Raw genomic sequence first — 21,425 nt, 5'->3', positions numbered from 1 at the left:
ATGGGGCTGTGCGAGGCCATCGTCGACGCCGTGCTGCTGCGGGCGGAGGGACGCCGGGTGCGCGCGGTACGGGTCCGGGTCGCCGGCCATCCGGTCGTCCGGGAGGTGGTCGACCAGGGCTTCGCGCTGGCGGCGGCCGGGACCGTCGCCGAGGGCGCCGAGCTCGACCTGGTGGTGGAGCCGCCCGGGGTGGTGTGCCGGCTCTGCGCCGAGTGGTCGCCGGTGACCACCGCGCGGGCGCTGCTGGCCTGCCCGCGCTGCGGCGGTCTCGACGTGGTCCCCGCCGAGGAGGAGCGGCTGGTCGTGGAGGCGATCACCTTCGACACCGAGCCCGCCGCCGTGGCCGGCGGCGAGTCCTGAGGGAGGACCGGATGACGACGCAGGCCGCACGGACCGCGGAACGCCGGGCCGGGTTCGACGAGATCACCATCCTGTGGATCTCCGAGGGCATGAGCTGCGACGGCGACACCGTGGCGATGACCGCCTCGGGCCAGCCCGCCATCGAGGACGTGGTGACCGGGCTGATCCCGGGCCTGCCCAAGGTGAACCTGCACAACAAGGTGCTGTCGCCCACCGTGGGCGGCGAGGAGTTCCTGGCCCCGTTCCGCGCCGCCGTCCGCGGTGACCTCAGCCCGTACATCCTGGTGATCGAGGGCTCGATCCCCAACGAGAAGATCAACGGGGACGGGTACTGGACCTCGTTCGGCAACGATCCCGACACCGGCGAGCCGCTCACGCTGAACTGGTGGATCGACGCGCTGGCGCCGGGCGCCTGGGCCGTCGTGGCGGCCGGCACCTGCGCCACCTACGGCGGCATCCACGCGATGGCCGGCAACCCGACCGGCTGCATGGGCCTGGCCGACTACCTGGGCTGGGACTTCCGCTCGGCGGGCCGGCTGCCGATCGTCAACGTGCCCGGCTGCCCCATCCAGCCGGAGAACTTCATGGAGACGCTGACCTGGCTGCTCTACCACGCCGCCGGGGCGGCGCCCCCGCCGCCGCTGGACGACAAGCTCCGCCCGACGTGGCTGTTCGGCAAGACCGTGCACGAGGGCTGCGACCGCGGGTCGTACTACGAGCAGGCCGACTTCGCCAAGGACTACAACTCGCCCAAGTGCCAGGTGAAGGTCGGCTGCTGGGGCCCGGTGGTCAACTGCAACGTGCCCAAGCGCGGCTGGATGAGCGCGGTCGGCGGCTGCCCGAACGTCGGCGGGATCTGCATCGCCTGCACCATGCCGGGCTTCCCGGACAAGTTCATGCCGTTCATGGACCAGCCGCCGGGGGCCAGCCTGTCCGGCGTGCTGATCAAGCCGTACGGGGCGTTCATCCGGCGGATGCGCGGCATCACCAACCGGACGGTCAACAAGGAGCCCCGCTGGCACCACAACCGCGAGGAGCTCACCACCGGCTTCGACCCGCGGTACCGCCCGTAGCGCTCACCACTCGGAAGGACTGGCATTCTCATGGCGATCACGGAACGGCAGCCCGCTCCGGCCGAGCCCGGGCAACTGGTGGAGATGTCCTGGGACCCGATCACCAGGATCATCGGCAACCTGGGCATCTACACCAAGATCGACTTCGTGAACCGGCGGGTGGCCGAGTGCCACAGCACCTCGTCGCTGTTCCGCGGCTACTCGGTGTTCATGCGCGGCAAGGACCCGCGCGACGCCGGCTTCATCACCAGCCGGATCTGCGGGATCTGCGGCGACAACCACACCACCTGCTCGGTGTACGCGCAGAACATGGCCTACGGGATCAAGACCCCGGTGCTGGGCGAGCTGATCCTCAACCTCGGCGAGGCCGCCGAGTACATGTTCGACCACACGATCTTCCAGGACAACCTGGTCTTCGTGGACTTCTGCGAGGCCATGGTCAAGGACACCAACCCGGGCGTGCTGCGCCGGGCCGAGACCACCGACGCGCCCCGCGCCCACGTTCACGGCATGCGGACCATCGCCGACATCATGCGGAGCTACAACCCGTTCGAGGGCGAGACCTACAAGCACGCCCTGCTCATGAGCCGGGTCACCCGCGAGATGTTCTGCCTGATGGAGGGCAGGCACGTGCACCCGTCCACGGTCTATCCGGGCGGCGTGGGCACGCAGCCGAGCCCCACCCTGTTCACCGACTACCTGACGCGGCTGCTGCGGGTGGTGGACTGGGTGAAGCGGGCCGTCGCGATGAACGACGACGTGTTCGACTTCTGGTACGAGGCGCTGCCCGGCTACGAGGAGGTCGGGCGGCGGCGGATCCTGCTGGGCTGCTGGGGGGCGTTCCAGAACCCCGAGGTCGTCGACTACCGCTACGAGACCATGAACGAGTGGGGCAGGGCGATGTACGTCACCCCCGGCATCGTGGTGGACGGCGAGCTGGTCACCAACGACCTGGTCGACATCAACCTCGGCATCCGCATCCTGCTCGGGTCCTCCTACTACGAGGACTGGGTGAACGAGGAGCCGTTCGTCACCCGCGACCCGCTCGGCAACCCGGTCGACATGCGGCACCCGTGGAACCAGACCACCCTGCCGGTGCCGCAGAAGCGCGACTTCGGCGACAAGTACAGCTGGGTGATGAGCCCCCGCTGGTACGACCGGCGGAGCGGGGAGCACCTGGCGCTGGACACCGGCGGCGGCCCGTTCGCCCGGCTGTACGTGACGGCGCTGTCGAACCTGGTGGACACCCCGTACGTGCGGTCCACCGGCTCCAGCGTGCAGATCACCCTGCCGAAGGGGGAGTCGCTGCCGGAGACGACGCTGGAGTGGCGGATCCCCCAGTGGTCCAACGCGATCGAGCGCAACCGGGCGCGGGTGTACTTCGTCGCCTACGCCGCCGCGATGGCGTTCCACTTCATCGAGCAGGCGATGAACCGGGTGCGGGCCGGCGACCAGAAGGTCTTCCAGGACTTCGACGTGCCGGACGAGGCCATCGGGGTCGGCTTCCACGAGGCGGTCCGCGGGGTGCTGTCGCACCACCTGGTGATCCGGGACGGCAAGATCGCCAACTACCACCCGTACCCGCCGACCCCGTGGAACGCCAGCCCGCGCGACCACTTCGGCACGCCCGGCCCGTACGAGGACGCCGTGCAGGACATGCCGATCTTCGAGGAGAACGGCCCGGAGAAGTTCCGCGGCGTGGACATCATGCGGGCGGTCCGCAGCTTCGACCCCTGCCTGCCCTGCGGCGTCCACATGTACCTCGGCAAGGGCCGCGAACTCCGCAAGATCCACTCCCCGATGTTCGGCGCCGACCATGGCTGACCGCGCGGGGCCGCGGCTCGACGCCGCGGCGGTCGCCGAACGCCTGGACGCGCTGGAGGACCTGCTCGCCCACCTGGAGCAGGTCCCCGGCGCGACCGCCGGGAAGGCCCTGGACGCCGTCGCCCTGCTGACCGAGCTGTACGGCGAGGCCCTGGCCCGCATCATGGACCACCTGCCGCCGGACGCGGCCGGTCCGCTGGTCGAGGACGACCTGGTGGGCCACCTGCTGGTGCTGCACGACCTGCATCCGCTGCCGGTGGCGGAACGCGCCGCCCGCGCCCTGGCCCGCCTGCGCCCGGCCCTCCGGGAACGCGGCGCCGACGCCGAACTCGTCGCCTTGGAGAACGGCGTCGCCCGCGTCCGCCTGCAGGCCCGGGGCTGCGGCTCCGGCCTGGCCCCGATCCAGGAGGCCGTCGAAGCCGCCCTGACCGCCGCCGCCCCCGAACTGTCCGGGGTCGAGCCGGTGCGGCCCGAACGCCCGCCCGCGTTCGTCCCGGCAGACTCGCTGTTCCGCCGCCCCGCGACGACCGCCGCGGAAGGCCCGGCATGACGACGCCCCGCGGCTCCGCCACCCGTGGTCCGGACGTCACGCCGAGCGCAGGGCGGGCGGCGCTGGGACGGGTGATCGCCCGGGGGCGGGCTCGGGAGGCCACGGAGCGGTGCGAGCTGTGCGGGCTGGACGTTCCGGAGCGGCACGCGCACGTGCTGGACGAGGAGCGGGAGGAACTGCTGTGCGCGTGCCGGGCGTGCGCGCTGCTGTTCGAGCGGGACGCGGCGGCGCGCGGGCAGTACCGGCTGGTGCCGGACCGGCGGGTGCGGCTGACCGGACTGACGCCTGCGGAGCTGGGCGTTCCGGTGGGGCTGGCGTTCTTCGTGGTCCGGCCGGACGGGACGGTGTCGGCGCACTACCCGAGCCCGCTGGGGGCGACCCGGTTCGAGCTGGACCCGCGGGTGTGGGAACGCGTGGTCGCGGAATGTGACGTGTTGCGGACGCTGCGGCCCTCGGTCGAGGCGTTGCTGATCAACACGGCACGGGGCGCCGACGAGCAGTGGCTGGTGCCCATCGACGACTGCCACCGGCTCGTGTCGGTGGTGCGCGGCCACTGGCAGGGGCTGTCCGGAGGGACCCGGGTGTGGAAGGAGGTCGCCGAGTTCTTCGCACGACTGGACGACTGACACGTACGTGAAGGAGCAGATCATGGCGCAGATCCGAGTGGGCAGGCCCGACACCAGGCCCGACGCGCCCGCGCACACGCCGGGCGTCCGGGAGGGCAACACCAAGGGCGCCTACCGCCACCAGACGGGCCACCACGGCGACGACACCGTGGACGCGCGCAAGTCGACCGGCATCCGGCCCAAGGACCGCGACCCGATCCTGCCCTCGATGCCCAACCTGCCGCCGGGGTGACCCGGTGGCCCGTCGCGAGGAGGGAGGCGCCGGGGTGCGCCTTTCGAAGAAGACGCTGGCATTGGTGCTCGTCGCCGGGATCGCCGTGCTGTTCTGGCGGGAACTGCCGGCGATGAAGCGGTACGCCAAGATCTCGAGGATGTGAGCGCCTGATGTGCCTGGGCATTCCCGGGGAGATCGTGGCGCTGGTCCCGGACCGCGCCGACCTGGCCACGGTGGAGATCGCGGGGGTCCGGCGGGCCGTCAACATCGGCCTGCTGGGCGGCCCGCTCACCGGCGGCGGCGTCGAGGTCGGCGACTGGGTGCTGGTCCACGTCGGCTTCGCCATGTCCAAGATCGACGAGGCGGAGGCGGCGGCGACGCTGGCGCTGCTGCGGGGGCTGGGCGAGGCCTACACCGACGAGCTGGACGCGCTGGCGGGCTCGGACATCACCTAGAGGGGACCTGGATGCGGTTCGTCGACGAATACCGCGACGCGGACCGGGCCCGCGCGCTGGCGGCGCAGATCGCCGGCCTGTGCGAGCCCGGCCGCGAGTACAAGTTCATGGAGGTGTGCGGGGGACACACGCACACCATCTACAAGCACGGATTGGCCGACTACCTGCCGGAGCCGGTGACGCTGGTGCACGGGCCCGGCTGCCCGGTGTGCGTGATCCCGATGGGCCGGGTGGACGACGCGATCGCCATCGCCCGGCGGCCCGAGGTGATCATGACCTCGTTCGGCGACATGATGCGGGTGCCCGGCGGCCACGGGTCGTTCCTGGACGCCAAGGCCGCCGGCGCCGACATCCGGATGGTGTACTCGCCGCTGGACGCCCTCAAGATCGCCCGGCAGAACCCGGACCGCCGGGTGGTCTTCATGGCCATCGGGTTCGAGACCACCGCCCCGTCCACCGCGATGACGGTGCTGCGCGCCGCCGCCGAGGGGGTGCGCAACTTCTCGGTGTTCTGCAACCACGTGACGATCATCCCGGCGATCAAGGCCATCCTGGACTCGCCCGACCTGCGGCTGGACGGCTTCATCGGCCCCGGCCACGTCTCCACGGTGATCGGCTGCCGCCCGTACGGGTTCATCGCCCGCGAGCACCGCAGGCCGGTGGTGGTGGCGGGCTTCGAGCCGCTGGACGTCCTGCAGTCGGTGCACATGCTGCTCACCCAGCTCGCCCAGGGCCGCTGCGAGGTGGAGAACCAGTACACCCGCGTCGTCCCGTGGAACGGCAACCACCGCGCCCTGGAGGCGATCAACCGGACGATGGAGCTGCGCCCGTACTTCGAGTGGCGCGGCCTGGGCTTCATCTCCCACTCGGCGCTGCGGCTGCGCGGCGAGTACGCCGAGTTCGACGCGGAGGCCCTCTTCGAGGTCCCCGGCGTACGGGTCGCCGACCCCAAGGCATGCCAGTGCGGCGAGGTGCTCAAGGGCGTCCTCAAGCCGTGGGAGTGCAAGGTCTTCGGCACCGCCTGCACCCCGGAGACCCCGATCGGCACCTGCATGGTCTCGTCCGAGGGCGCGTGCGCCGCGTACTACAACTTCGGCCGCTTCACCCGCCGGCGCATCAAGGAGGGCACCCGCACATGATCACCGAGGAACAGGTCCTCGAACGCATCCGCCGCGCCCGTGAACGCCGTCCACGGATCCGCGACGAACGCATCACCCTGGCCCACGGCGCCGGCGGCAAGGCGTCCCAGAGCCTCATCGAGTCGATGTTCGTGGAGGCGTTCCGCAACCCCGCGCTGGAGCTTCTGGGCGACGGCGCGGTGCTGGGCGTGGACGGCGCCCGCCTGGCGTTCACCACCGACAGCTACGTGGTGTCGCCCCTGTTCTTCCCCGGTGGCGACATAGGCGACCTGGCCGTGAACGGCACCGTCAACGACCTCGCCGTAACGGGGGCCCGTCCCCTCTACCTGTCGGCCGGCTTCATCCTCGAAGAGGGCTTCCCCACCGCCGACCTGCACCGCATCGTGACCTCCATGGCCGAGGCCGCGAAAGCCGCCGGAGTCGAAATCGTCACCGGCGACACCAAGGTCGTAGGCCGAGGAAAAGCCGACGGCTGTTACATCAACACAGCGGGCGTGGGCGTCGTGGAGCACACCCTGTCCGTCGCCCGGGTCCGCCCGGGCGACACCGTCATGGTCTCCGGCCCCATCGCCGAACACGGCGTCACCGTCATGCTCGCCCGAGGCGAACTCGACATAGAGGCCGACCTCACCTCCGACACCGCCCCCCTCCACGACCTCATCGCCACCCTCCTGAACGCCGTCCCGCAGACCCGGATGCTCCGCGACGCCACAAGAGGCGGCGTGGCCACCGTCCTCAACGAGATGGCCAGGACCTCCAACACCGCCATAGTCGTGGACGAGTCCGCCGTCCCCATCCGCCCCCAGGTCAACGGCGCCTGCGAACTCCTGGGCATGGACCCCCTCTACGTCGCCTGCGAAGGCCGCTTCATAGCCGTGGTCCCCGCCGAGGACGCGGACACGGCCCTGGCGGCGTTGCAGACCCACCCCAAGGGCCAGAACGCCGCCGTCATCGCCACCGTCCAGGCCGACCCGCCGGGCCTGGTCCTGGCCCGCACCGCCTTCGGCGGCACCCGGGTCATAGACACCCTGGTGGGCGATCCCCTCCCGAGAATCTGCTGACTCGGGGACGGTCACACCCATTCGACGTGCAGGAGACGCACTTCGCGCCGTTCCTCCAACACCAGACACGCGGCGAGACCAGCGGACCACCCCTCGCACGCCGCTTCACGGTGAGGTGAGCGGTTCGGCCCGGTAGGCCCGGTGGAGCAGTTCCACGAAGGACGGTGCCTCCGGCAAGGACACGGAGCCGATCCGGTGCACCGCCACACCCGGGGTCCATGAGTTCATGACCACGGCCCCGGCCAGCGCCGGCAGGTCGGCGAGCGTGACCTCCTGGTCCCGCTGGGGTACGCCGAGGCGGTCCAGTTGCCGGCGGACGATTCCCATCGTGACCCCGTTCAGCATCTCCGCCCTGGGCCACACCACCGCGGTGCCGTCCCAGAAGGCCAGGTTCCAGATCGTCCCCTCGCTGAGCCGGCCCCGGCGGTCGACGAAGGCGGCGTCGTCGAAGCCCCGCCCGGCGGCCTGCCGCAGGAAGTACGTCTTGGCCACCTCGCCGACATGCTTCACCGCGGGGAGGGTCCGCTCGTGCTCCACCGCCGCCAGCGCCAGCGGTCCCCGCGGGCCGGACGCGGCCGGTCCGGTACGGACCAGCACCTCGGGCGGCACATCGGTCCCGGCCACGGTGAACTCCCCGGCCGGCGAGTACACCGTGGCCGTCAGCGACAGGTCGGCCGGACCGGCCTGCACCGCCGCCCGCAGATGGGACCGCACCAGGTCGTCGGGCAGCGCCCGCCCGAACAACTCCACCGAGGCGGCCCGCAGCCGTTCCAGATGCAGGTCCAGGCCCCGGACCCGGCCCCCGCGCACCTGCATGGCGGTGAAGTGGGCGTAGCCCGCGAAGGCGAGCGGCGCCAGTTCCCCGGCGGTCGCGGCCCGCCCGTTGCGGTGAACGACGAAAGAGGTGACGGCAGTGCTCATCGGAGATCCTCCGCCAGATCGTGGTCATGCGCCCCGCCGCGATCCGCCGGGGCCGGGAACGAGCCTGCTACGGCGGGACGGGTTCTCCCAGATCTCCGTTCTGCCTACGACGGGTGGTCCTACCACTGCCAGGGACAGTCTGATGTGCGCCGACGGGCCTACGACCGGAAATAATGATCGGCATGGACGACCGGTCCGGTGCGGAGGAGACCGAGTCCGGCGGCGGGCGGCCGATCGATCCGCGTGCCGAGCTCGGCGAGTTCCTGCGCAGCCGCCGGGCCCGGCTGAAGCCGGAGGACGCCGGACTGCCGGCCTTCGGGCGGCACCGTCGCGTACCGGGGCTGCGCCGCGAGGAACTGGCCCAGCTCGCCGGCGTGTCCGTCGCCTACCTCACCCGGCTCGAACAGGGCAGGGGCCACAACGTGTCGGCCGAGGTGATCGACGCGCTCGCGCGCGCCCTGAGGCTGACGGACGCCGAGCACCGGCACCTCGCCCATCTGGCGGCCCGCCGGCACCGCGGGAGGCGTCCGCCGCAACGGCCGCACGTCCGCGCCGGGCTCCGCGAGATGCTGGCCTGCCTGCAGGGAGTGCCCGCGTACGTGACGGGACGGTGCTCGGACATCCTCGCCTGGAACCCGATGGCGGCGGCCCTGTTCGGCGACTGGGACCGGTTGCCGCCCCACGAGCGCAACTGGGCGCGGCTGGTGTTCCTGCGACCCGACCACCGCCGCCTGTTCGTGGACTGGGAGTCCAAAGCGGCCGACGTCGTCGGCGCCCTGCGCCTGGACGCGGGCCGTGACCCCGACGACCCGCGGCTGTCGGCGCTCGTGGGCGAACTGTCGGTGAAGAGCGAGGAGTTCCGCCGCCTGTGGGCCAGGCACGACGTCAAGGAGAAGAGCCACGGCACCCAACGCCTGCACCATCCCCTGGTGGGCGACCTCACCCTCTCCTTCGAGTCGTTCTGGCTGCCCGACGACCCCGAGCAGTGCCTGACCGTCTACCACGCCAGGCCGGGTTCCACCGCGGCGGAGAGCCTGCGGTCCTTGACCGAACGCGGCGTGAACGCGCTCACCGACCGGGCCGCGGCGACCTGATCAGCCCGGCACCACGGGCCCGCCGCAACGCCTTCCCCTCGGCCGCCGCCGCGGCGACCTCCGCCGCCACCTGGTCGATGCGGCCGAGCCCGGCGCCGGCCGCCCACTTCGGCGATCCCGTACAACCAGGGCCTGGCGTCCGGCCTCCCGAGGTCGTAATGCCGGTGACAACCGATACTCCGGCCGTGCACAGCGTGCGATCACCCGCTTTCCCGAACCCGAGAAGCGGTTCCCTCGGCGTGGACACCGAGGGCTGCCTGCGTCACCGGGAGTTTGGTATTTCTCTTACGGGCATGCCCTCCCGCGCGACAGGAGTTGTCGATGGCGTTCGAGCCGAGGTTCCATCGGGTGGCGGCGCTGGAACGGCGGTTCGTCGATCGCGAAGGGCCGTTGGCGGCGGTGGCCGAGGAACTGGCGCGCATCGGCGGCGGGCCTCGGGTGCTCAACCTGACCGGCATCGGGGGGATCGGCAAGTCCCGGCTGCTGCGTGAGATCCGTGACCGGGTCGAACAGGCCGGGCACCGCACGGCCGTGCTGGATCTCCAGGTGCCGGCGCTGCGCCAGCAGGCCGACGCCCTGGCGGTGCTCCGCGTACGGCTGGGGCAGCAGGGCGTCCGCTTCGATCGTTATGACATCGCCTATGCGGTCCTCTGGCAGCGGCTGCACCCTCACCTGCGGATCAACGAGAGGGATCTGCCGTTCGCCCGGGAGAGCGAGGTGCTGTCCAGCGCGGTCGACGTCGCCTCGGGCGTCCCGGTCTTCGCGACCGCCGTGGGTCTGGTGCGGCTGCTGGACCGGGCGCGTGCGGGGCAGCGGCGACGGCGGACGCTGAGGATCGACGCGGCGCTCAAGCGGCTGGACGAGCTGCCCAACGCGGAACTGGTCGACGCCGTGACGTACTACTTCGCGGAGGACCTGCGCGACGACTCCCGGGAACGCCCGTACACGATCTTCATCGACGCCTACGAGGCGATGCGCGGCCAGGACGACACCTGGCTGCAGGATCTGGTGGCCCAGCTCGACCGCGGGCTGACCGTGATCGCCAGCCGTGAGCCCGTGCCCTGGGACGGCGAGTGGGAACGGGTCGTGCGGACGGTGCCGATCGGCGGCCTGCCGCTGGAGGCCCGGCTGGAGCTGCTGGCGGACGGCGGGATCGACGATCCGCGGGAACGGCGGGCGATCGCGGCCGCCAGCGAAGGGGTACCGTTCTACCTGCATCTCGCGGTGGACACCCGGTCCCGGGGTGCGGGAGGGGTCGTGTCCGAGGCGGAGATCCTGCGGCGGTTCCTCCAGCACGTGGACGCCGCGGAGATCCGTTTCCTGGAGCTGCTGTCGGTGGCGCGGCTGTTCGACTTCGAGGTGTTCCGGAAGCTGGCGGCGGCCTTCGACCTGCCCGGTCACCGGATGGCGTGGGAGTCGCTGACCTCCTATTCGTTCGTCTATCCGGCGGGACCGGAGCACCTGCAGCTGCATCAGCTCATGACCGGGGCGCTGCGGGAGCGCCTGTCGCCGGAGGTGCAACGGGACGTCCACCGCGTGCTGCGCGCGATCTGGGACGAACGCGGGAACCTGCACGAGGCCGCCTACCACGGCCTGGCCGCCGGGGATCTCACCGAGGCCGAGCTGCTGGAGTACGCGGACGAGATCAAGACCAGCGGCGGCGCGCGGGGGATCGGCGGGCTGCTGGCCGACCTGCGCGGCCGGCCCGACATGGCGGACGCCGCCCGCTGCCTGGAGGCCGAGCAGGCGATCCTCCTCGGCAACATCGAGCAGGCCGGGGCGCTCACCCGGGGACGGCCTCTCACGTTCGGGACACCGGCCGGGGAACGGCTGGCCGTCGCGGCGGGGCACGCCCGCCGGATCGCCGGGGACACCGCCGCCGCGCTGGACATCTACACGCGCACCCTCGAGCACGCGTCCGGCGGGTGCCGGCTGGACGCGGGACTGTGGGCCGCCGACCTGCACATGGCGCAGGGCCGGTTCGAGCACGCCCGCCGGATCGTCGCCGAGATCCGCGACGACTGCGGCGACCGGGACGCCGAGCTGCGCGGGGACCTGGCCCGGCTGCTGTACCTGGCCGACCGGTTCTGTTACGACTTCGACGGAGCCCGTCGCCACCTGGACGAGGCCACCCGGTGGTACGCGGAGGCCCGATCGGTCTTCGGGCAGAGCGCCGTCAAGACCAACGAGGCGGAGCTGCTCGCGTGGACCGACCCGCGGGCCGCGATTCCGGCGGCCGTCGAGGCCGTCGAGGTGCAGCGGGAGCTGGGGGCGCTGCACGAGCTGGGGAAGGCGTACACGGCGCTGGCGCAGGCACAGCTCCTGCTGGGGCAGTTGCGGGAGTCGGCGGCGTCGCTGGAACTCGCGTGCGATGCGCTGGAGCGGGCGCGGTACCGGTCCGGGCGGGCTCGGGCGGAGCTGCTGCGAGCGTTCCTGCTGGCGAGGCGCGGACTGCCGGTGAAGGCGGCGGAGTCGGCGCGGCAGGCGGTGGCCGAATTGCAGGCGGTCGAGGTCTACCCGACGTTGATCCTGGTCGCCGCGCGGCTGCTGGAGGTACTGGGGCTGCCCGACCCGGACGTGGAGCGCGCCGCCGGGCGGGCGCGGGCGGTGCTGGGGGAGGCGTTCGACGGCGTCACCGCCGAGCGGGCCGACCAGCTGCTGGGGTTGCGGCCGGGCGTTCTGTACGAGGCCGCGGTGCGGTCGCCGGAGGCCGCGGCCGGGTTCTACAACCGCAATGTCCGGGTCGGTGATCTGCTCGTCCGCGCGCCCATCGCCGGGGCGGACGGGATGGACCTGAAGATCTGGCCGGAGAACGAGGTGCTGGCGGCGATCGGGCCGCATCTCAACGACGGGACGGGCGGGCGCGTTCCGCGGCTGCTGTTCGCCTCGGCGGACCCGCCGTACCAGATCCACGAGTTCGTCACCGGCGAGGTCCTGGACGGGGTCGCGCCGCGTGGGGTGCGGGTGCCCGAGCACGTCGTGGGGGATGTGGCCGATCTGTTCCGGCTGCTGGCGGAGGTGCCGTCGCGGGAGCTGCCGGTGCCGCCGGACGGCTGGCCCGACGACGGCGACACGGTCGCGTTCGCGCGCCGCCTGTCAACGGTGACCGGGCAGGTGTACGAGACGTTCCGGCACGACTACGCCGTCGAGTTCCGGGGGCTGGGCATCCCGGCGGCGCCGCTGGCGCCGGTGCGGTGGGACTCGCTGACCCGCCGCCCGTTCTGCCTGCTGCACTCCGACGTGCACCGCAAGAACATGATCGTCGCCCAGGGACGCACCGTCTTTTTGGACTGGGAGCTGGCCCTGTGGGGCGACCCGGTCTACGAGCTGGCCGTTCACCTGCACAAGATGAGCTACTTCGACGACGAGCGGGACGCCCTGCTGGCCCGCTGGCAGCGGGCCATGCCGCCGGACATGACCCGCGCCTGGCGCGAGGACCTGCAGACCTACCTGGCCCACGAACGCGTCAAGTCCGCGATCGTCGACACCGTCCGTTACACCCAGCTCGTTCGTTCGGGCACCCAGAGCCCCGAGCAGGACCGCCATCTGCTCGACAAGCTCACCGCCAAGCTCAACGCCGCCGGGACCTACTGGTCCTGGACCCGGCCCATCGAACGCGCCCACGTCGAACGGGTGGTGCGGGGCTAGCGGATGCGCCGGGCGCCGGTGAGCGGCCGGCCCGGCCCTCGACTCTCCGGGACGCCGTTCCGAGGCGCCGGGGTTCGTTGCTCACCGTGAGGGGCGGGGTCCCGGTCAGGTCCAGGGGCGGGTGCGGGCGGCGGCTACGACGGCCTGGCCCAGGGAGATGCCGCCGTCGTTGGGGGGGACGCGGTGGTGGGTCAGGACGTGGAAGTTCTCCCGTTCCAGGCCGGTGACCAGGCGGTCCAGGAGGGTGAGGTTCTGGAAGACGCCGCCGGACAGGGCGACGGTGCGCAGGCCGACGCGGTCGCGGAGGATGCAGGCGGCGCGGACGGCGGCACAGGCCAGGCCGTTGTGGAAGCGGGCGGCGATGCGGGCGGTGCCGACGCCGGAGGCCAGGTCGCCGATGACGCCGCGGACCAGGTCGGCGGCGTTGACGACGACCGGGGGGCCCTTGGTGATGGAGGCGGCGTAGCCGCCGCTCTCGTTGGGGTCGATGCGCTGCTCGAGTTCGATGGCGGCCTGGCCCTCGTAGCGGATCTCGTCGCGGACGCCGAGGATCGCGGCGACCGCGTCGAAGAGGCGGCCCGCGCTGGAGGTGGCGGGGGAGTTGGTGCCGGTACGGGCCATCGTCACGACCGCCTGCCAGCGGTCCTGGTGGCGGCGCACCACGTCCAGGTCCGGTACGCCGTCGCCGTAGACCGCGTCCAGGTAGGCGGCGGCCATCCGCCACGGTTCGCGTACGGCCGCGGTGCCGCCGGGCATGGGAACGGGGGCCAGATATCCGGCGCGCTCGTAGTCGGCGAGGTCGGCGATGAGGAGTTCGCCGCCCCACAGGGTGCCGTCGGGGCCGTAGCCCAGGCCGTCGAACGCGATGCCGATCACCGGGCCGGACACGCCGTTGTCGGCCAGGCAGGAGGCGATGTGGGCGTGGTGGTGCTGGACCCCGACCAGCTCCACGTCGGTGCGTTCGAACGCGTACTTGGTCGACAGGTACTCCGGGTGCAGGTCGTGCGCCACCGTCTGGGGGCGGACCCCCAGCAGCCGGCAGAAATGCTCGATGCCCTCGGTGTAGGCGCGCAGCGTCGTGTAGTTCTCCAGGTCGCCGATGTGGTGGGACACGAACGCGTGGTGCTCCCGGCCCAGGCAGAACGTGTTCTTCAGCTCCGCCCCGCACGCCAGCACCGTCCGCGGGAACGGCCACTTCACCGTCACCGGCGACGGCACGTACCCCCGCGAACGCCGCACCGGCAGCTCACGTCCCCGGAACACGCGCACCACCGAGTCGTCCACCCGCACATGGATCGGCCGGTCGTGGGTCAGGAAGCCGTCCGCGATCCCCGCCAGCCGTTCCCGCGCCTCCTCGTCCCGGTGGGCGATCGGCTCGTCCGACAGGTTCCCGCTGGTCAGCACGAACGGGCGACCCAGCTCCTCGGCGAGCAGATGGTGCAGCGGCGTGTACGGCAGCAGCACCCCCAGCTCCCGGGACCCCGGCGCGACCGCGTCGGCCACCCGGGCGATCGGCAGCCGCGGCGCCAGCACGATCGGCCGCCGCACGCCGGTCAGCGCCCGTTCCGCCGCCGCGTCCAGCCGGACCAGCGAACGGGCCGACGCCAGGTCCGGGGCCATCACCGCGAACGGCTTGGCCTCCCGGTGCTTGCGGGCCCGCAGCCGCGACACCGCCTCGGGATGGTCGGCCAGCGCCGCCAGGTGGTAGCCGCCCAGCCCCTTGACCGCCAGGATCCGGCCGTCCCGCAGCCACCGCACCGCCGTGCCGACCGGATCGCCCGGAACCTCCCGCCACCGCGCGTCCACCAGCCGCAGCGCCGGCCCGCACGCCGGGCAGCACACCGGCTGCGCGTGGAACCGCCGGTCGCCCGGGTCGCCGTACTCCGCCGCGCAGTCCGCGCACATCGCGAAGTCCGCCATCGTCGTCCGGCACCGGTCGTACGGCACGTCCCGCACGATCGTGAAGCGCGGCCCGCACGCCGTGCAGTTGGTGAACGCGTACCCGTACCGCCGCGCGGCGGGGTCGGTGATCTCGCGCAGGCAGTCGGCGCAGGTCGCGGTGTCCGGGGCCACCAGCGCGTCATGGTCGCCGGGACCCCGGCTGCTGGGCACGATCCGGAACCCGCGCTCGCCGACCGGCACGGTGTGCTCGGTCGTGATCCGCTCCACCACCGCCAGCGGCGGCGACTTGCGGGCCAGGTCGGCGGCGAACCTGGCCACCATCTGCGGCGAGCCCTCCGCCTCCACGAACACGCCCCGCGAGTCGTTGCCCACGAACCCCGCCAGGCCGTACTGGCCCGCCAGCCCGTACACGAACGGGCGGAACCCCACCCCCTGAACGATCCCTTCCACACGCAGGCGCACCCGCGCCGCGGTCCGCGAACCGGTCACCGGATCACAGCCCCCCGTCCAACGCGTGCTGCGTCAGTTCCCACAGCACGTGATAGAGCGTCGTCTGAGCCTCCTGGATGCGGTGCACGGACGGGGAGGGGACGACGAACAGGTGCCCGACCGTCCCGGCCGCACCCAGCGCGCCGCCGTCGTACCCGGCGAACCCGACCGTCACCAGCCCGCGGCGGGCCGCCTCGGCGAACGCGGCCACCACGTTCGCCGACCCGCCGCTCGTCGACAGGCCCACCGCGATGTCGCCGGCCCGGCCGAGCGCGGCGATCTGGCGGGCGAACACCACCTCGAAGCCCACGTCGTTCGACAGCGCCGTCAGCGCGGCCACGTCCTGGGGCAGGGACGTCGCCGGCAGCGGACGCGCCGGGGCCGGCGGGCGCACGAACAGCGCGGCCAGGGCCTGCGCGTCGGTGCCGCTGCCGCCGTTGCCGAACGCCAGCAGCCGCCCGCCCGCCCGGAACGCCTCGGCCATCCGGCGGGCGCAGGCCACCAGCCGTTCCCCGTGCGCGGCGGCCAGCGACTCCCGCAGCGCGGCGATCTCGCGGGCCTTCTCCTCGGTGGACCGCCGCACCTCGGCGAGCACCCCGTCCGGGTCGGCGGGCCGCGCCGGGTGCAGGAACGGATAGAGCGTCTCGGTCATGACGGCACCACCGCGATCGCCTCCCCGGCGTGCACGAGCACGGTGTCGCCGGGCCCGGCGTCGACCAGCGCGACGCTGACCTGCTCGGGACCGGCCGCGGTGTCCACCAGCGCCAGCCCGTCGCCCAGCAGTTCCGTGATCCGGACGCGCACGGCGGCGTCCGAGCAGGTGACGCACGCCTCGCCGGTGCAGTGCCCGCTCATCGGGCCCGCTCCAGGAAGACGTGCACCAGCTCCCACAGCACGTGGTAGGTCGTCACGTGGATCTCCTTCACCACGGCCGGATCGTCGCAGCGGGCGGCCAGGTGGTGGTCCGCCTCGATGTCGCCGCCGTCGGCGCCGGTCAGCGCCACCGTGAGGGCTCCCAGCCCGCGCGCCGCCGCCAGCCCGTTGCGAACGGCCGGGCGGCACCCGTCCGCCGAGACGCCCAGGGCGATGTCGTCCGGCGACGCCAGCATCCGGAGCTGGGCGGCGAACATCTCGTCGGGCCCGTCCGCGAGGGCGATCGCGGTGAGCGCGGCCGGGTCGGCGCTCAGCGACATCGCGGGCAGCGCCCGCTTGCCGACGACCACCGGATGCACGAACTCCACCGCGATGTGCTGGGCGTCCGCCGCCGCCGCCCCGCCGCCGAACACCAGCAGCCGGCCGCCCCGGTGGAACCGCAGGGCCATGTCGCGGCACGCCCGCGCCACCGCCTCGGCGTCCTCGGCGAGCGCCAGCCCCGGGGCCCGGCGGCGTTCGAACGCCGCCCGCACCCGCTCCGCCGTCGCACCGGCCCCCGTCATGGCCGCACGGTGACGCGGTCCGGCGCGGGCACGGGCCGGGCCGACGGCGGAGCGACCTTCTGCCATCGGGCCAGGCAGGACTCCACGATGTGCCCCAGCCGGGCCAGCCGGGTCATCCACGCCTCCAGCCGCGCCAGGCCCTCGGGGGTCAGTTCGTAGCAGCGGCGGGCCGGCCCGGACTCGGACGGGACCCAGGCCGACACCACCAGCCGTTCCCGTTCCAGGGCCCGCAGCACCCGGTACACCTGCGCGGGCTCCACCCCGCCCGCGCCCATCCGCTCCAGGCGTTCGATCAGCTCGTAACCGTGCCCCGGACGTTCGAAGATGAGCAGAAGCAGAAAGGGATGCAGCAGCCCCCGAACCTCGCCGCCCTCCATGAACGCCCCCCGTCCGCAGCACTCCGAGACGGGAGGGTCTCTTCCCTGCGGCCTTCTCCCCGACACCCGGCGGCCCGATCCCTTACAGCCCCCTGGATCACCCTTTCCCCGCCTCGGCGTGTCGTCCGGCTCTGGCCGTTACGCACGGAACACCCGTGCGATTCCGCAGTTGCCCGCTAACGCGGAAGACGACATTGCGCGGCGGTCTTAGTGTGCGGAGCCCATGCGGGTGGCCCACCATCTCAAGCCGGTTCTCCAAGCCCTTCCGACGAAAGGTGATGCATGCGCACCGCCGCCCGCTGACCCGTTTCACGGCGTTCCACCACGATCGGCGGCCCGTGGCCTGAAAGATTCGCGCGGCGAGGTGGATTCCTTGACCGGGTCGAAGCGCTTCGACGACGCTCGGGCGACCATCCGAGGAAGGAGTTCGCAGTGCGAGGACATCCCGCCCGCCCCGCCGGGCGGCTCGGCCACGGGCTGCTCGCCGCGCTGGGGGCGCTGGTGCTGGCGGCGGCCGTGCTGGTGCCCGCGGTCAACGCGGCGCCCCCGGCCGCGGCCGCCCCGGCCGAGCCGTACACGTGGAAGAACGTGCAGATCGCCGGGGGCGGCTTCGTGCCGGGCATCATCTTCAGCCGCAAGGAACGCAACCTCATCTACGCGCGCACCGACATCGGCGGCGCGTACCGCTGGGACCAGGCGGGCAGGCGGTGGATCCCGCTGCTGGACTGGGTGGGCTGGGACCGCTGGGGCTACAACGGCGTGGTCAGCCTGGCCGCCGACCCGGTGGACGCCGACCGCGTGTACGTGGCGGCCGGCATGTACACCAACGACTGGGATCCCAACAACGGGGCCGTGCTGCGGTCCGCCGACCGGGGGCGTACATGGCAGGTCAGTGAGCTGCCGTTCAAGCTCGGCGGCAACATGCCCGGCCGGGGGATGGGCGAGCGGCTGGCGGTCGACCCCAACGACAACCGCATCCTCTACCTGGGGGCGCCCGACGGGAACGGGCTGTGGCGCTCCACCGACCGGGGCGTGACGTGGTCCAAGGTGAGCAGCTTCCCCAACCCGGGGAACTGGGCGCAGGACCCGAACGACCCCAACGGGTACGGCAGCCACCGGCCCGGCGTGGTGTGGGTGACGTTCGACGAGGGCACCGGAAGCTCCGGCAGCGCCACCCAGACCATCTACGTCGGGGTCGCCGACAAGGACAACACCGTCTACCGCACCACCAACGGCGGTACGTCGTGGGAACGGGTGCCCGGACAGCCCACCGGCTACATGGCGCACAAGGGCGTGCTCGACACCGCCAACGACTTCCTCTACATCGCCACCAGCGACACCGGCGGCCCGTACGACGGCGGCAAGGGCGACGTGTGGAAGCTCAACACCCGTACCGGCGAGTGGACGCAGATCAGCCCGGTCCCGTCCAGCAGCAGCGACGCCTACTTCGGATACAGCGGCCTGACCATCGACCGGCAGAACCCGCGCACCCTCATGGTCGCCACCCAGATCTCCTGGTGGCCCGACGTCATCTTCTTCCGCAGCACGGACGGGGGCGCCACCTGGTCCCGCATCTGGGACTACGCGGGTTATCCGAACCGGAACAACCGCTACACCATGGACGTGTCGGCGGCCCCCTGGCTGACGTGGGGCGCCAACCCGTCGCCGCCCGAGCAGACCCCCAAGCTCGGCTGGATGACCGAGTCGCTGGAGATCGACCCGTTCGACTCCGACCGGATGATGTACGGCACCGGCGCCACCATCTACGGCACCGAGGAGCTGACCAAGTGGGACTCCGGTGAGCGCTTCACCATCCGGCCCATGGTGACCGGGCTGGAGGAGACCGCGGTGCTCGACCTGATCAGCCCGCCGTCCGGGGCGCCGCTGGTCAGCGGGCTCGGCGACATCGGCGGCTTCCGGCACACCGACCTGACCAAGGTGCCGTCGATGATGTTCACCCAGCCCAACTTCACCAGCACCACCAGCCTGGACTTCGCCGAGAAGAACCCGAGCGTCATGGTGCGGGCGGGCAACTTCACCGACTCCGACCGGCCGAACGACTCCCATGTGGCGTTCTCCACCGACGGCGGCGCCAACTGGTTCCAGGGCACGGAGCCGAGCGGGATCAACGAGGGCGGCACGGTGGCGGCGTCGGCGGACGGCAGCCGGTTCGTGTGGGCGCCGCGGAACGTCGCGCCCGTGTACTCGGTGGGCTACGGCAACAGCTGGACGCAGGTCTCCGGGCTGCCGCAGAACGCCGTCGTCGAGTCCGACCGGGTGAACCCGAGCAAGTTCTACGCGTTCTCCGGCGGCCGGTTCTACGTGAGCACCAACGGCGGGCAGAGCTTCACCGCCACCTCGGCCAGTGGGCTTCCCACGTCGGGCGTCAAGTTCAAGGCGGTCGCCGGGCATGAGGGCGACATCTGGCTGGCCGGGGACACGGGGCTGTTCCGTTCGACCGACTCGGGCGCCACGTTCACCAAGGTGTCGGGTGTGACGAAGGCCGTGAACGTGGGGTTCGGCAAGGCCGCGCCCGGCCGTGACTACCACGCGGTGTACGCGGTGGCCACGATCGACGGGGTCACGGGCGTCTACCGTTCCGACGACACCGGGCGCTCGTGGGTGCGGATCAACGACGACCAGCACCAGTACGGCAACATGGGCGAGGCCCTGACCGGCGACCCCCGCATCTACGGCCGCGTCTACCTGGGCACCAACGGCCGAGGCATCATCTACGGAGACACCACCGTCACCCCCGGCCCGGATCCCACGACGCCCGCGCCGGATCCCACCACCCCCACCGCCTCGCCCACCGGACCGGGCGGCTGCACCGCGACGTACCGTCAGGTGAACGCCTGGTCGGGCGGCCACCAGGGTGAGGTCACCGTCAAGAACACCGGCGCCTCGCCCATCAAGGGCTGGAAGGTCACCTGGACCTACTCCGGCGGCCAGACGGTGAGCCAGGCATGGGGAGCGAAGGTGACCCAGCAGTCCACCACCGTGACCGCCGCCAACGAGTCCTGGAACGGCTCCCTGTCCCCGAACGCCACGACGACGTTCGGCTACATAGCCACCGGGGCTCCCGCCACGATCACGCCGTCCTGCACTGCTGTGAACTGACCGATCGGGGGCGTGGCCGCGGCCACGCCCCCCTGTCAGGCCGAGCCGATCAGTACGCGCGCCCCCGGCAGCAGTACGGCGGCCAGCCTCGTACGGTCGGGCTCGGACAGGCCGCCGATGTCGTCGGCGAGGTCGGTGAGCAGGTCCTCGATCACCTCGGCGGCCAGTTCCTCGGGCCGGGCCGCGGGCCCCAGCTTGCTGCGTCCCGCGGCCACCCGCGCCGGGGTCAGCCGGTCGACCGCCTCCGCCAGCAGCCAGCCCGCCACCCCGGCGGCCCCGCCCGGCGGCGGGACGAACGGCCGCGCCCCGTTGTAGCGGGCGTCCTCGGCGAACGCCGGATGCTTCACCTTCAACACCGGACGCTCGCCCTTCTCCCACGACGCCCACGAGCCCGCCGGCTTGAGCACGTAACCCTCCGCGCGGTTGCCCGGCAGCTCCGGCAGGCCCAGCATCGCCGGAACGCGCGTCGGGAACTCGACCGCCGGCTCCCGCAGCTCGTTGCGCCGCCCCCGGCCCAGCAGCGGAACGCACCTCAAGCCCACCCCGGACAGCCGTTCCTCCAGCTCGGCCCGCCCCAGCCACAGCACCCCCGACGACGTGCGCACCACGGCGTCGAACCCGAGCCACACCAGGTCCGGGGCGTACCAGACCCCCGTCTGCACCGGAACGAGCCCGTCCACCACAGGCACATCGGGGTGCGGATAACGCCCTCCCGCCAGCTCCCCGTACACAACGACCTCGGCCACGCCCTCGAGGTCCCGGATCAGCCCGCGGGCCACCGCCACCGCGCCCGCCGCCAGCTCCGCCCAGATCCGCGCCAGCCCGAAGAACGCGTCGAGCGCCTCCTCCTCCAACGGACCCCGGCGGGAGGCGGCGCGGGCGCGTTCCCCGTCGGTCACGATCGCCAGGTTGGCCCCGTGCACCTTCTCCTCGGCCACCCAGACGCCCCCGGGCACCGGCCCGTCCCCGAACTTCTGCGGAATCTTCGGATAGCGCAACGCCCCACCCCCGTCATGCCGACGCGAGACCGCCGCCCACCCGCGTTCCTGCGATGTCCGCCAGCAGAATCCCCGGCCCTCACCGGGAGATCAATTCCTTTACCGGCCGGTGCGGTGACCGCAGACGGTGCCGGGCCG

General features: G+C 72.4%; 20 protein-coding genes. 13 read left to right on the top strand and 7 right to left on the bottom strand.

The genetic code is table 11. The features are described from left to right. Genes HNR21_RS02550 through hypE form a run of 10 tightly spaced genes read left to right on the top strand, consistent with a single transcriptional unit; the run spans nt 1 to nt 7,302 of the window. On the top strand, nt 1-360 hold the full coding sequence (locus HNR21_RS02550) for a hydrogenase/urease maturation nickel metallochaperone HypA (RefSeq protein WP_220500489.1): 360 nt from the start codon (nt 1-3) through the stop codon (nt 358-360). An 11-nt stretch (nt 361-371) separates the two neighbouring features. Then, nucleotides 372-1,433, top strand: a complete 1,062-nt coding sequence (locus HNR21_RS02545) for an NADH-quinone oxidoreductase subunit B family protein (RefSeq protein ID WP_119728105.1) — start codon at nt 372-374, stop codon at nt 1,431-1,433. A gap of 30 nt (nt 1,434-1,463) precedes the next feature. Next, on the top strand, nt 1,464-3,257 hold the full coding sequence (locus HNR21_RS02540; RefSeq protein WP_182703867.1) for a nickel-dependent hydrogenase large subunit: 1,794 nt from the start codon (nt 1,464-1,466) through the stop codon (nt 3,255-3,257). Further along, nucleotides 3,250-3,807, top strand: a complete 558-nt coding sequence (locus HNR21_RS02535; RefSeq protein WP_182703866.1) for a NifU-related iron-sulfur-binding protein — start codon at nt 3,250-3,252, stop codon at nt 3,805-3,807. The genes HNR21_RS02540 and HNR21_RS02535 overlap by 8 nt, the downstream gene beginning before the upstream one ends. Further along, on the top strand, nt 3,804-4,433 hold the full coding sequence (locus HNR21_RS02530; RefSeq protein ID WP_220500015.1) for a DUF5947 family protein: 630 nt from the start codon (nt 3,804-3,806) through the stop codon (nt 4,431-4,433). The genes HNR21_RS02535 and HNR21_RS02530 overlap by 4 nt, the downstream gene beginning before the upstream one ends. Nucleotides 4,434-4,455: 22 nt before the next feature. After that, the gene (locus HNR21_RS02525; protein WP_119731762.1) at nt 4,456-4,665 is read left to right on the top strand and encodes a hypothetical protein; all 210 of its coding nucleotides are present in this window, start codon (nt 4,456-4,458) and stop codon (nt 4,663-4,665) included. Nucleotides 4,666-4,699: 34 nt separating this feature from the next. Continuing rightward, the gene (locus HNR21_RS36540) at nt 4,700-4,810 is read left to right on the top strand and encodes a DUF6893 family small protein (protein ID WP_376766571.1); all 111 of its coding nucleotides are present in this window, start codon (nt 4,700-4,702) and stop codon (nt 4,808-4,810) included. Nucleotides 4,811-4,817: 7 nt separating this feature from the next. Continuing rightward, nucleotides 4,818-5,102 (top strand): HypC/HybG/HupF family hydrogenase formation chaperone, encoded by a 285-nt coding sequence (locus HNR21_RS02520; protein ID WP_119728109.1) that lies wholly within the window; start codon nt 4,818-4,820, stop codon nt 5,100-5,102. An 11-nt stretch (nt 5,103-5,113) separates the two neighbouring features. Beyond that, on the top strand, nt 5,114-6,241 hold the full coding sequence (gene hypD / locus HNR21_RS02515; protein ID WP_182703865.1) for a hydrogenase formation protein HypD: 1,128 nt from the start codon (nt 5,114-5,116) through the stop codon (nt 6,239-6,241). Further along, on the top strand, nt 6,238-7,302 hold the full coding sequence (gene hypE, locus HNR21_RS02510; RefSeq protein ID WP_182703864.1) for a hydrogenase expression/formation protein HypE: 1,065 nt from the start codon (nt 6,238-6,240) through the stop codon (nt 7,300-7,302). Before hypD ends, hypE begins: the two co-directional genes overlap by 4 nt. Before the next feature lie 105 nt (nt 7,303-7,407). Here the strand turns inward: hypE and HNR21_RS02505 are convergent, their stop codons facing one another. Further along, the gene (locus HNR21_RS02505) at nt 7,408-8,223 is read right to left on the bottom strand and encodes an aminotransferase class IV family protein (RefSeq protein ID WP_182703863.1); all 816 of its coding nucleotides are present in this window, start codon (nt 8,221-8,223) and stop codon (nt 7,408-7,410) included. A 182-nt stretch (nt 8,224-8,405) separates the two neighbouring features. Between HNR21_RS02505 and HNR21_RS02500 the strand changes: the two genes are divergently transcribed. Together HNR21_RS02500 and HNR21_RS35825 are read left to right on the top strand one after the other, a co-directional pair. Next, entirely contained in the window at nt 8,406-9,317 is a 912-nt protein-coding gene (locus HNR21_RS02500; RefSeq protein ID WP_182703862.1) for a helix-turn-helix transcriptional regulator, read from the top strand. A 321-nt stretch (nt 9,318-9,638) separates the two neighbouring features. After that, complete coding sequence (locus tag HNR21_RS35825; protein WP_182703861.1) at nt 9,639-12,965, top strand: phosphotransferase; 3,327 nt, start codon at nt 9,639-9,641, stop codon at nt 12,963-12,965. 105 nt (nt 12,966-13,070) lie between these two features. On the opposite strand, the gene hypF is transcribed toward HNR21_RS35825, so the two are convergent. The 5 genes from hypF to HNR21_RS02470 are packed head-to-tail and all read right to left on the bottom strand — an operon-like array spanning nt 13,071 to nt 17,169. Further along, a complete protein-coding gene (gene hypF, locus HNR21_RS02490) occupies nt 13,071-15,317 on the bottom strand; it encodes a carbamoyltransferase HypF (RefSeq protein WP_312880793.1) in 2,247 nt (748 codons plus the stop codon). 43 nt (nt 15,318-15,360) lie between these two features. After that, nucleotides 15,361-16,008: a D-sedoheptulose-7-phosphate isomerase gene (locus HNR21_RS02485; protein WP_182703859.1), complete on the bottom strand. Its 648-nt coding sequence runs from the start codon at nt 16,006-16,008 to the stop codon at nt 15,361-15,363. Beyond that, nucleotides 16,005-16,211, bottom strand: coding sequence for a HypC/HybG/HupF family hydrogenase formation chaperone (locus HNR21_RS02480; protein WP_182703858.1), 207 nt, complete (start codon nt 16,209-16,211; stop codon nt 16,005-16,007). The genes HNR21_RS02485 and HNR21_RS02480 overlap by 4 nt, the downstream gene beginning before the upstream one ends. Continuing rightward, entirely contained in the window at nt 16,208-16,792 is a 585-nt protein-coding gene (locus HNR21_RS02475) for a D-sedoheptulose-7-phosphate isomerase (protein WP_182703857.1), read from the bottom strand. The genes HNR21_RS02480 and HNR21_RS02475 overlap by 4 nt, the downstream gene beginning before the upstream one ends. Next, complete coding sequence (locus HNR21_RS02470; RefSeq protein WP_119728118.1) at nt 16,789-17,169, bottom strand: PadR family transcriptional regulator; 381 nt, start codon at nt 17,167-17,169, stop codon at nt 16,789-16,791. Before HNR21_RS02470 ends, HNR21_RS02475 begins: the two co-directional genes overlap by 4 nt. A gap of 432 nt (nt 17,170-17,601) precedes the next feature. Here HNR21_RS02470 and HNR21_RS02465 point away from each other — a divergent pair, with 432 nt between their 5' ends. Further along, nucleotides 17,602-20,289, top strand: a complete 2,688-nt coding sequence (locus HNR21_RS02465) for a cellulose binding domain-containing protein (RefSeq protein WP_312880792.1) — start codon at nt 17,602-17,604, stop codon at nt 20,287-20,289. 35 nt (nt 20,290-20,324) lie between these two features. On the opposite strand, the gene HNR21_RS02460 is transcribed toward HNR21_RS02465, so the two are convergent. Further along, on the bottom strand, nt 20,325-21,287 hold the full coding sequence (locus HNR21_RS02460) for an RNA ligase family protein (protein WP_182703856.1): 963 nt from the start codon (nt 21,285-21,287) through the stop codon (nt 20,325-20,327). Nucleotides 21,288-21,425 lie beyond the last annotated feature (138 nt).

This window comes from Thermomonospora cellulosilytica, assembly GCF_014138835.1.
In the GTDB taxonomy this organism is placed as follows: Bacteria; Actinomycetota; Actinomycetes; order Streptosporangiales; family Streptosporangiaceae; genus Thermomonospora; species Thermomonospora amylolytica.
The sequence above is the reverse complement of the archived record's forward strand: the minus strand, read 5'-3'. Positions and strand labels throughout refer to the sequence as shown.

Coding starts and splice junctions, on each gene's coding strand:
- HNR21_RS02520 (WP_119728109.1), top strand. CDS start 4,818: ATGTGCCTGGGCATTCCCGGGGAGATCGTGGCGCTGGTCCCGGACCGC.
- HNR21_RS02475 (WP_182703857.1), bottom strand. CDS start 16,792: ATGACGGGGGCCGGTGCGACGGCGGAGCGGGTGCGGGCGGCGTTCGAA.
- HNR21_RS02480 (WP_182703858.1), bottom strand. CDS start 16,211: ATGAGCGGGCACTGCACCGGCGAGGCGTGCGTCACCTGCTCGGACGCC.
- HNR21_RS02530 (WP_220500015.1), top strand. CDS start 3,804: ATGACGACGCCCCGCGGCTCCGCCACCCGTGGTCCGGACGTCACGCCG.
- hypE (WP_182703864.1), top strand. CDS start 6,238: ATGATCACCGAGGAACAGGTCCTCGAACGCATCCGCCGCGCCCGTGAA.
- HNR21_RS02545 (WP_119728105.1), top strand. CDS start 372: ATGACGACGCAGGCCGCACGGACCGCGGAACGCCGGGCCGGGTTCGAC.
- HNR21_RS02550 (WP_220500489.1), top strand. CDS start 1: ATGGGGCTGTGCGAGGCCATCGTCGACGCCGTGCTGCTGCGGGCGGAG.
- HNR21_RS02470 (WP_119728118.1), bottom strand. CDS start 17,169: ATGGAGGGCGGCGAGGTTCGGGGGCTGCTGCATCCCTTTCTGCTTCTG.
- HNR21_RS02505 (WP_182703863.1), bottom strand. CDS start 8,223: ATGAGCACTGCCGTCACCTCTTTCGTCGTTCACCGCAACGGGCGGGCC.
- HNR21_RS02540 (WP_182703867.1), top strand. CDS start 1,464: ATGGCGATCACGGAACGGCAGCCCGCTCCGGCCGAGCCCGGGCAACTG.
- HNR21_RS02535 (WP_182703866.1), top strand. CDS start 3,250: ATGGCTGACCGCGCGGGGCCGCGGCTCGACGCCGCGGCGGTCGCCGAA.
- HNR21_RS02525 (WP_119731762.1), top strand. CDS start 4,456: ATGGCGCAGATCCGAGTGGGCAGGCCCGACACCAGGCCCGACGCGCCC.
- hypD (WP_182703865.1), top strand. CDS start 5,114: ATGCGGTTCGTCGACGAATACCGCGACGCGGACCGGGCCCGCGCGCTG.
- HNR21_RS02485 (WP_182703859.1), bottom strand. CDS start 16,008: ATGACCGAGACGCTCTATCCGTTCCTGCACCCGGCGCGGCCCGCCGAC.
- HNR21_RS02500 (WP_182703862.1), top strand. CDS start 8,406: ATGGACGACCGGTCCGGTGCGGAGGAGACCGAGTCCGGCGGCGGGCGG.
- HNR21_RS35825 (WP_182703861.1), top strand. CDS start 9,639: ATGGCGTTCGAGCCGAGGTTCCATCGGGTGGCGGCGCTGGAACGGCGG.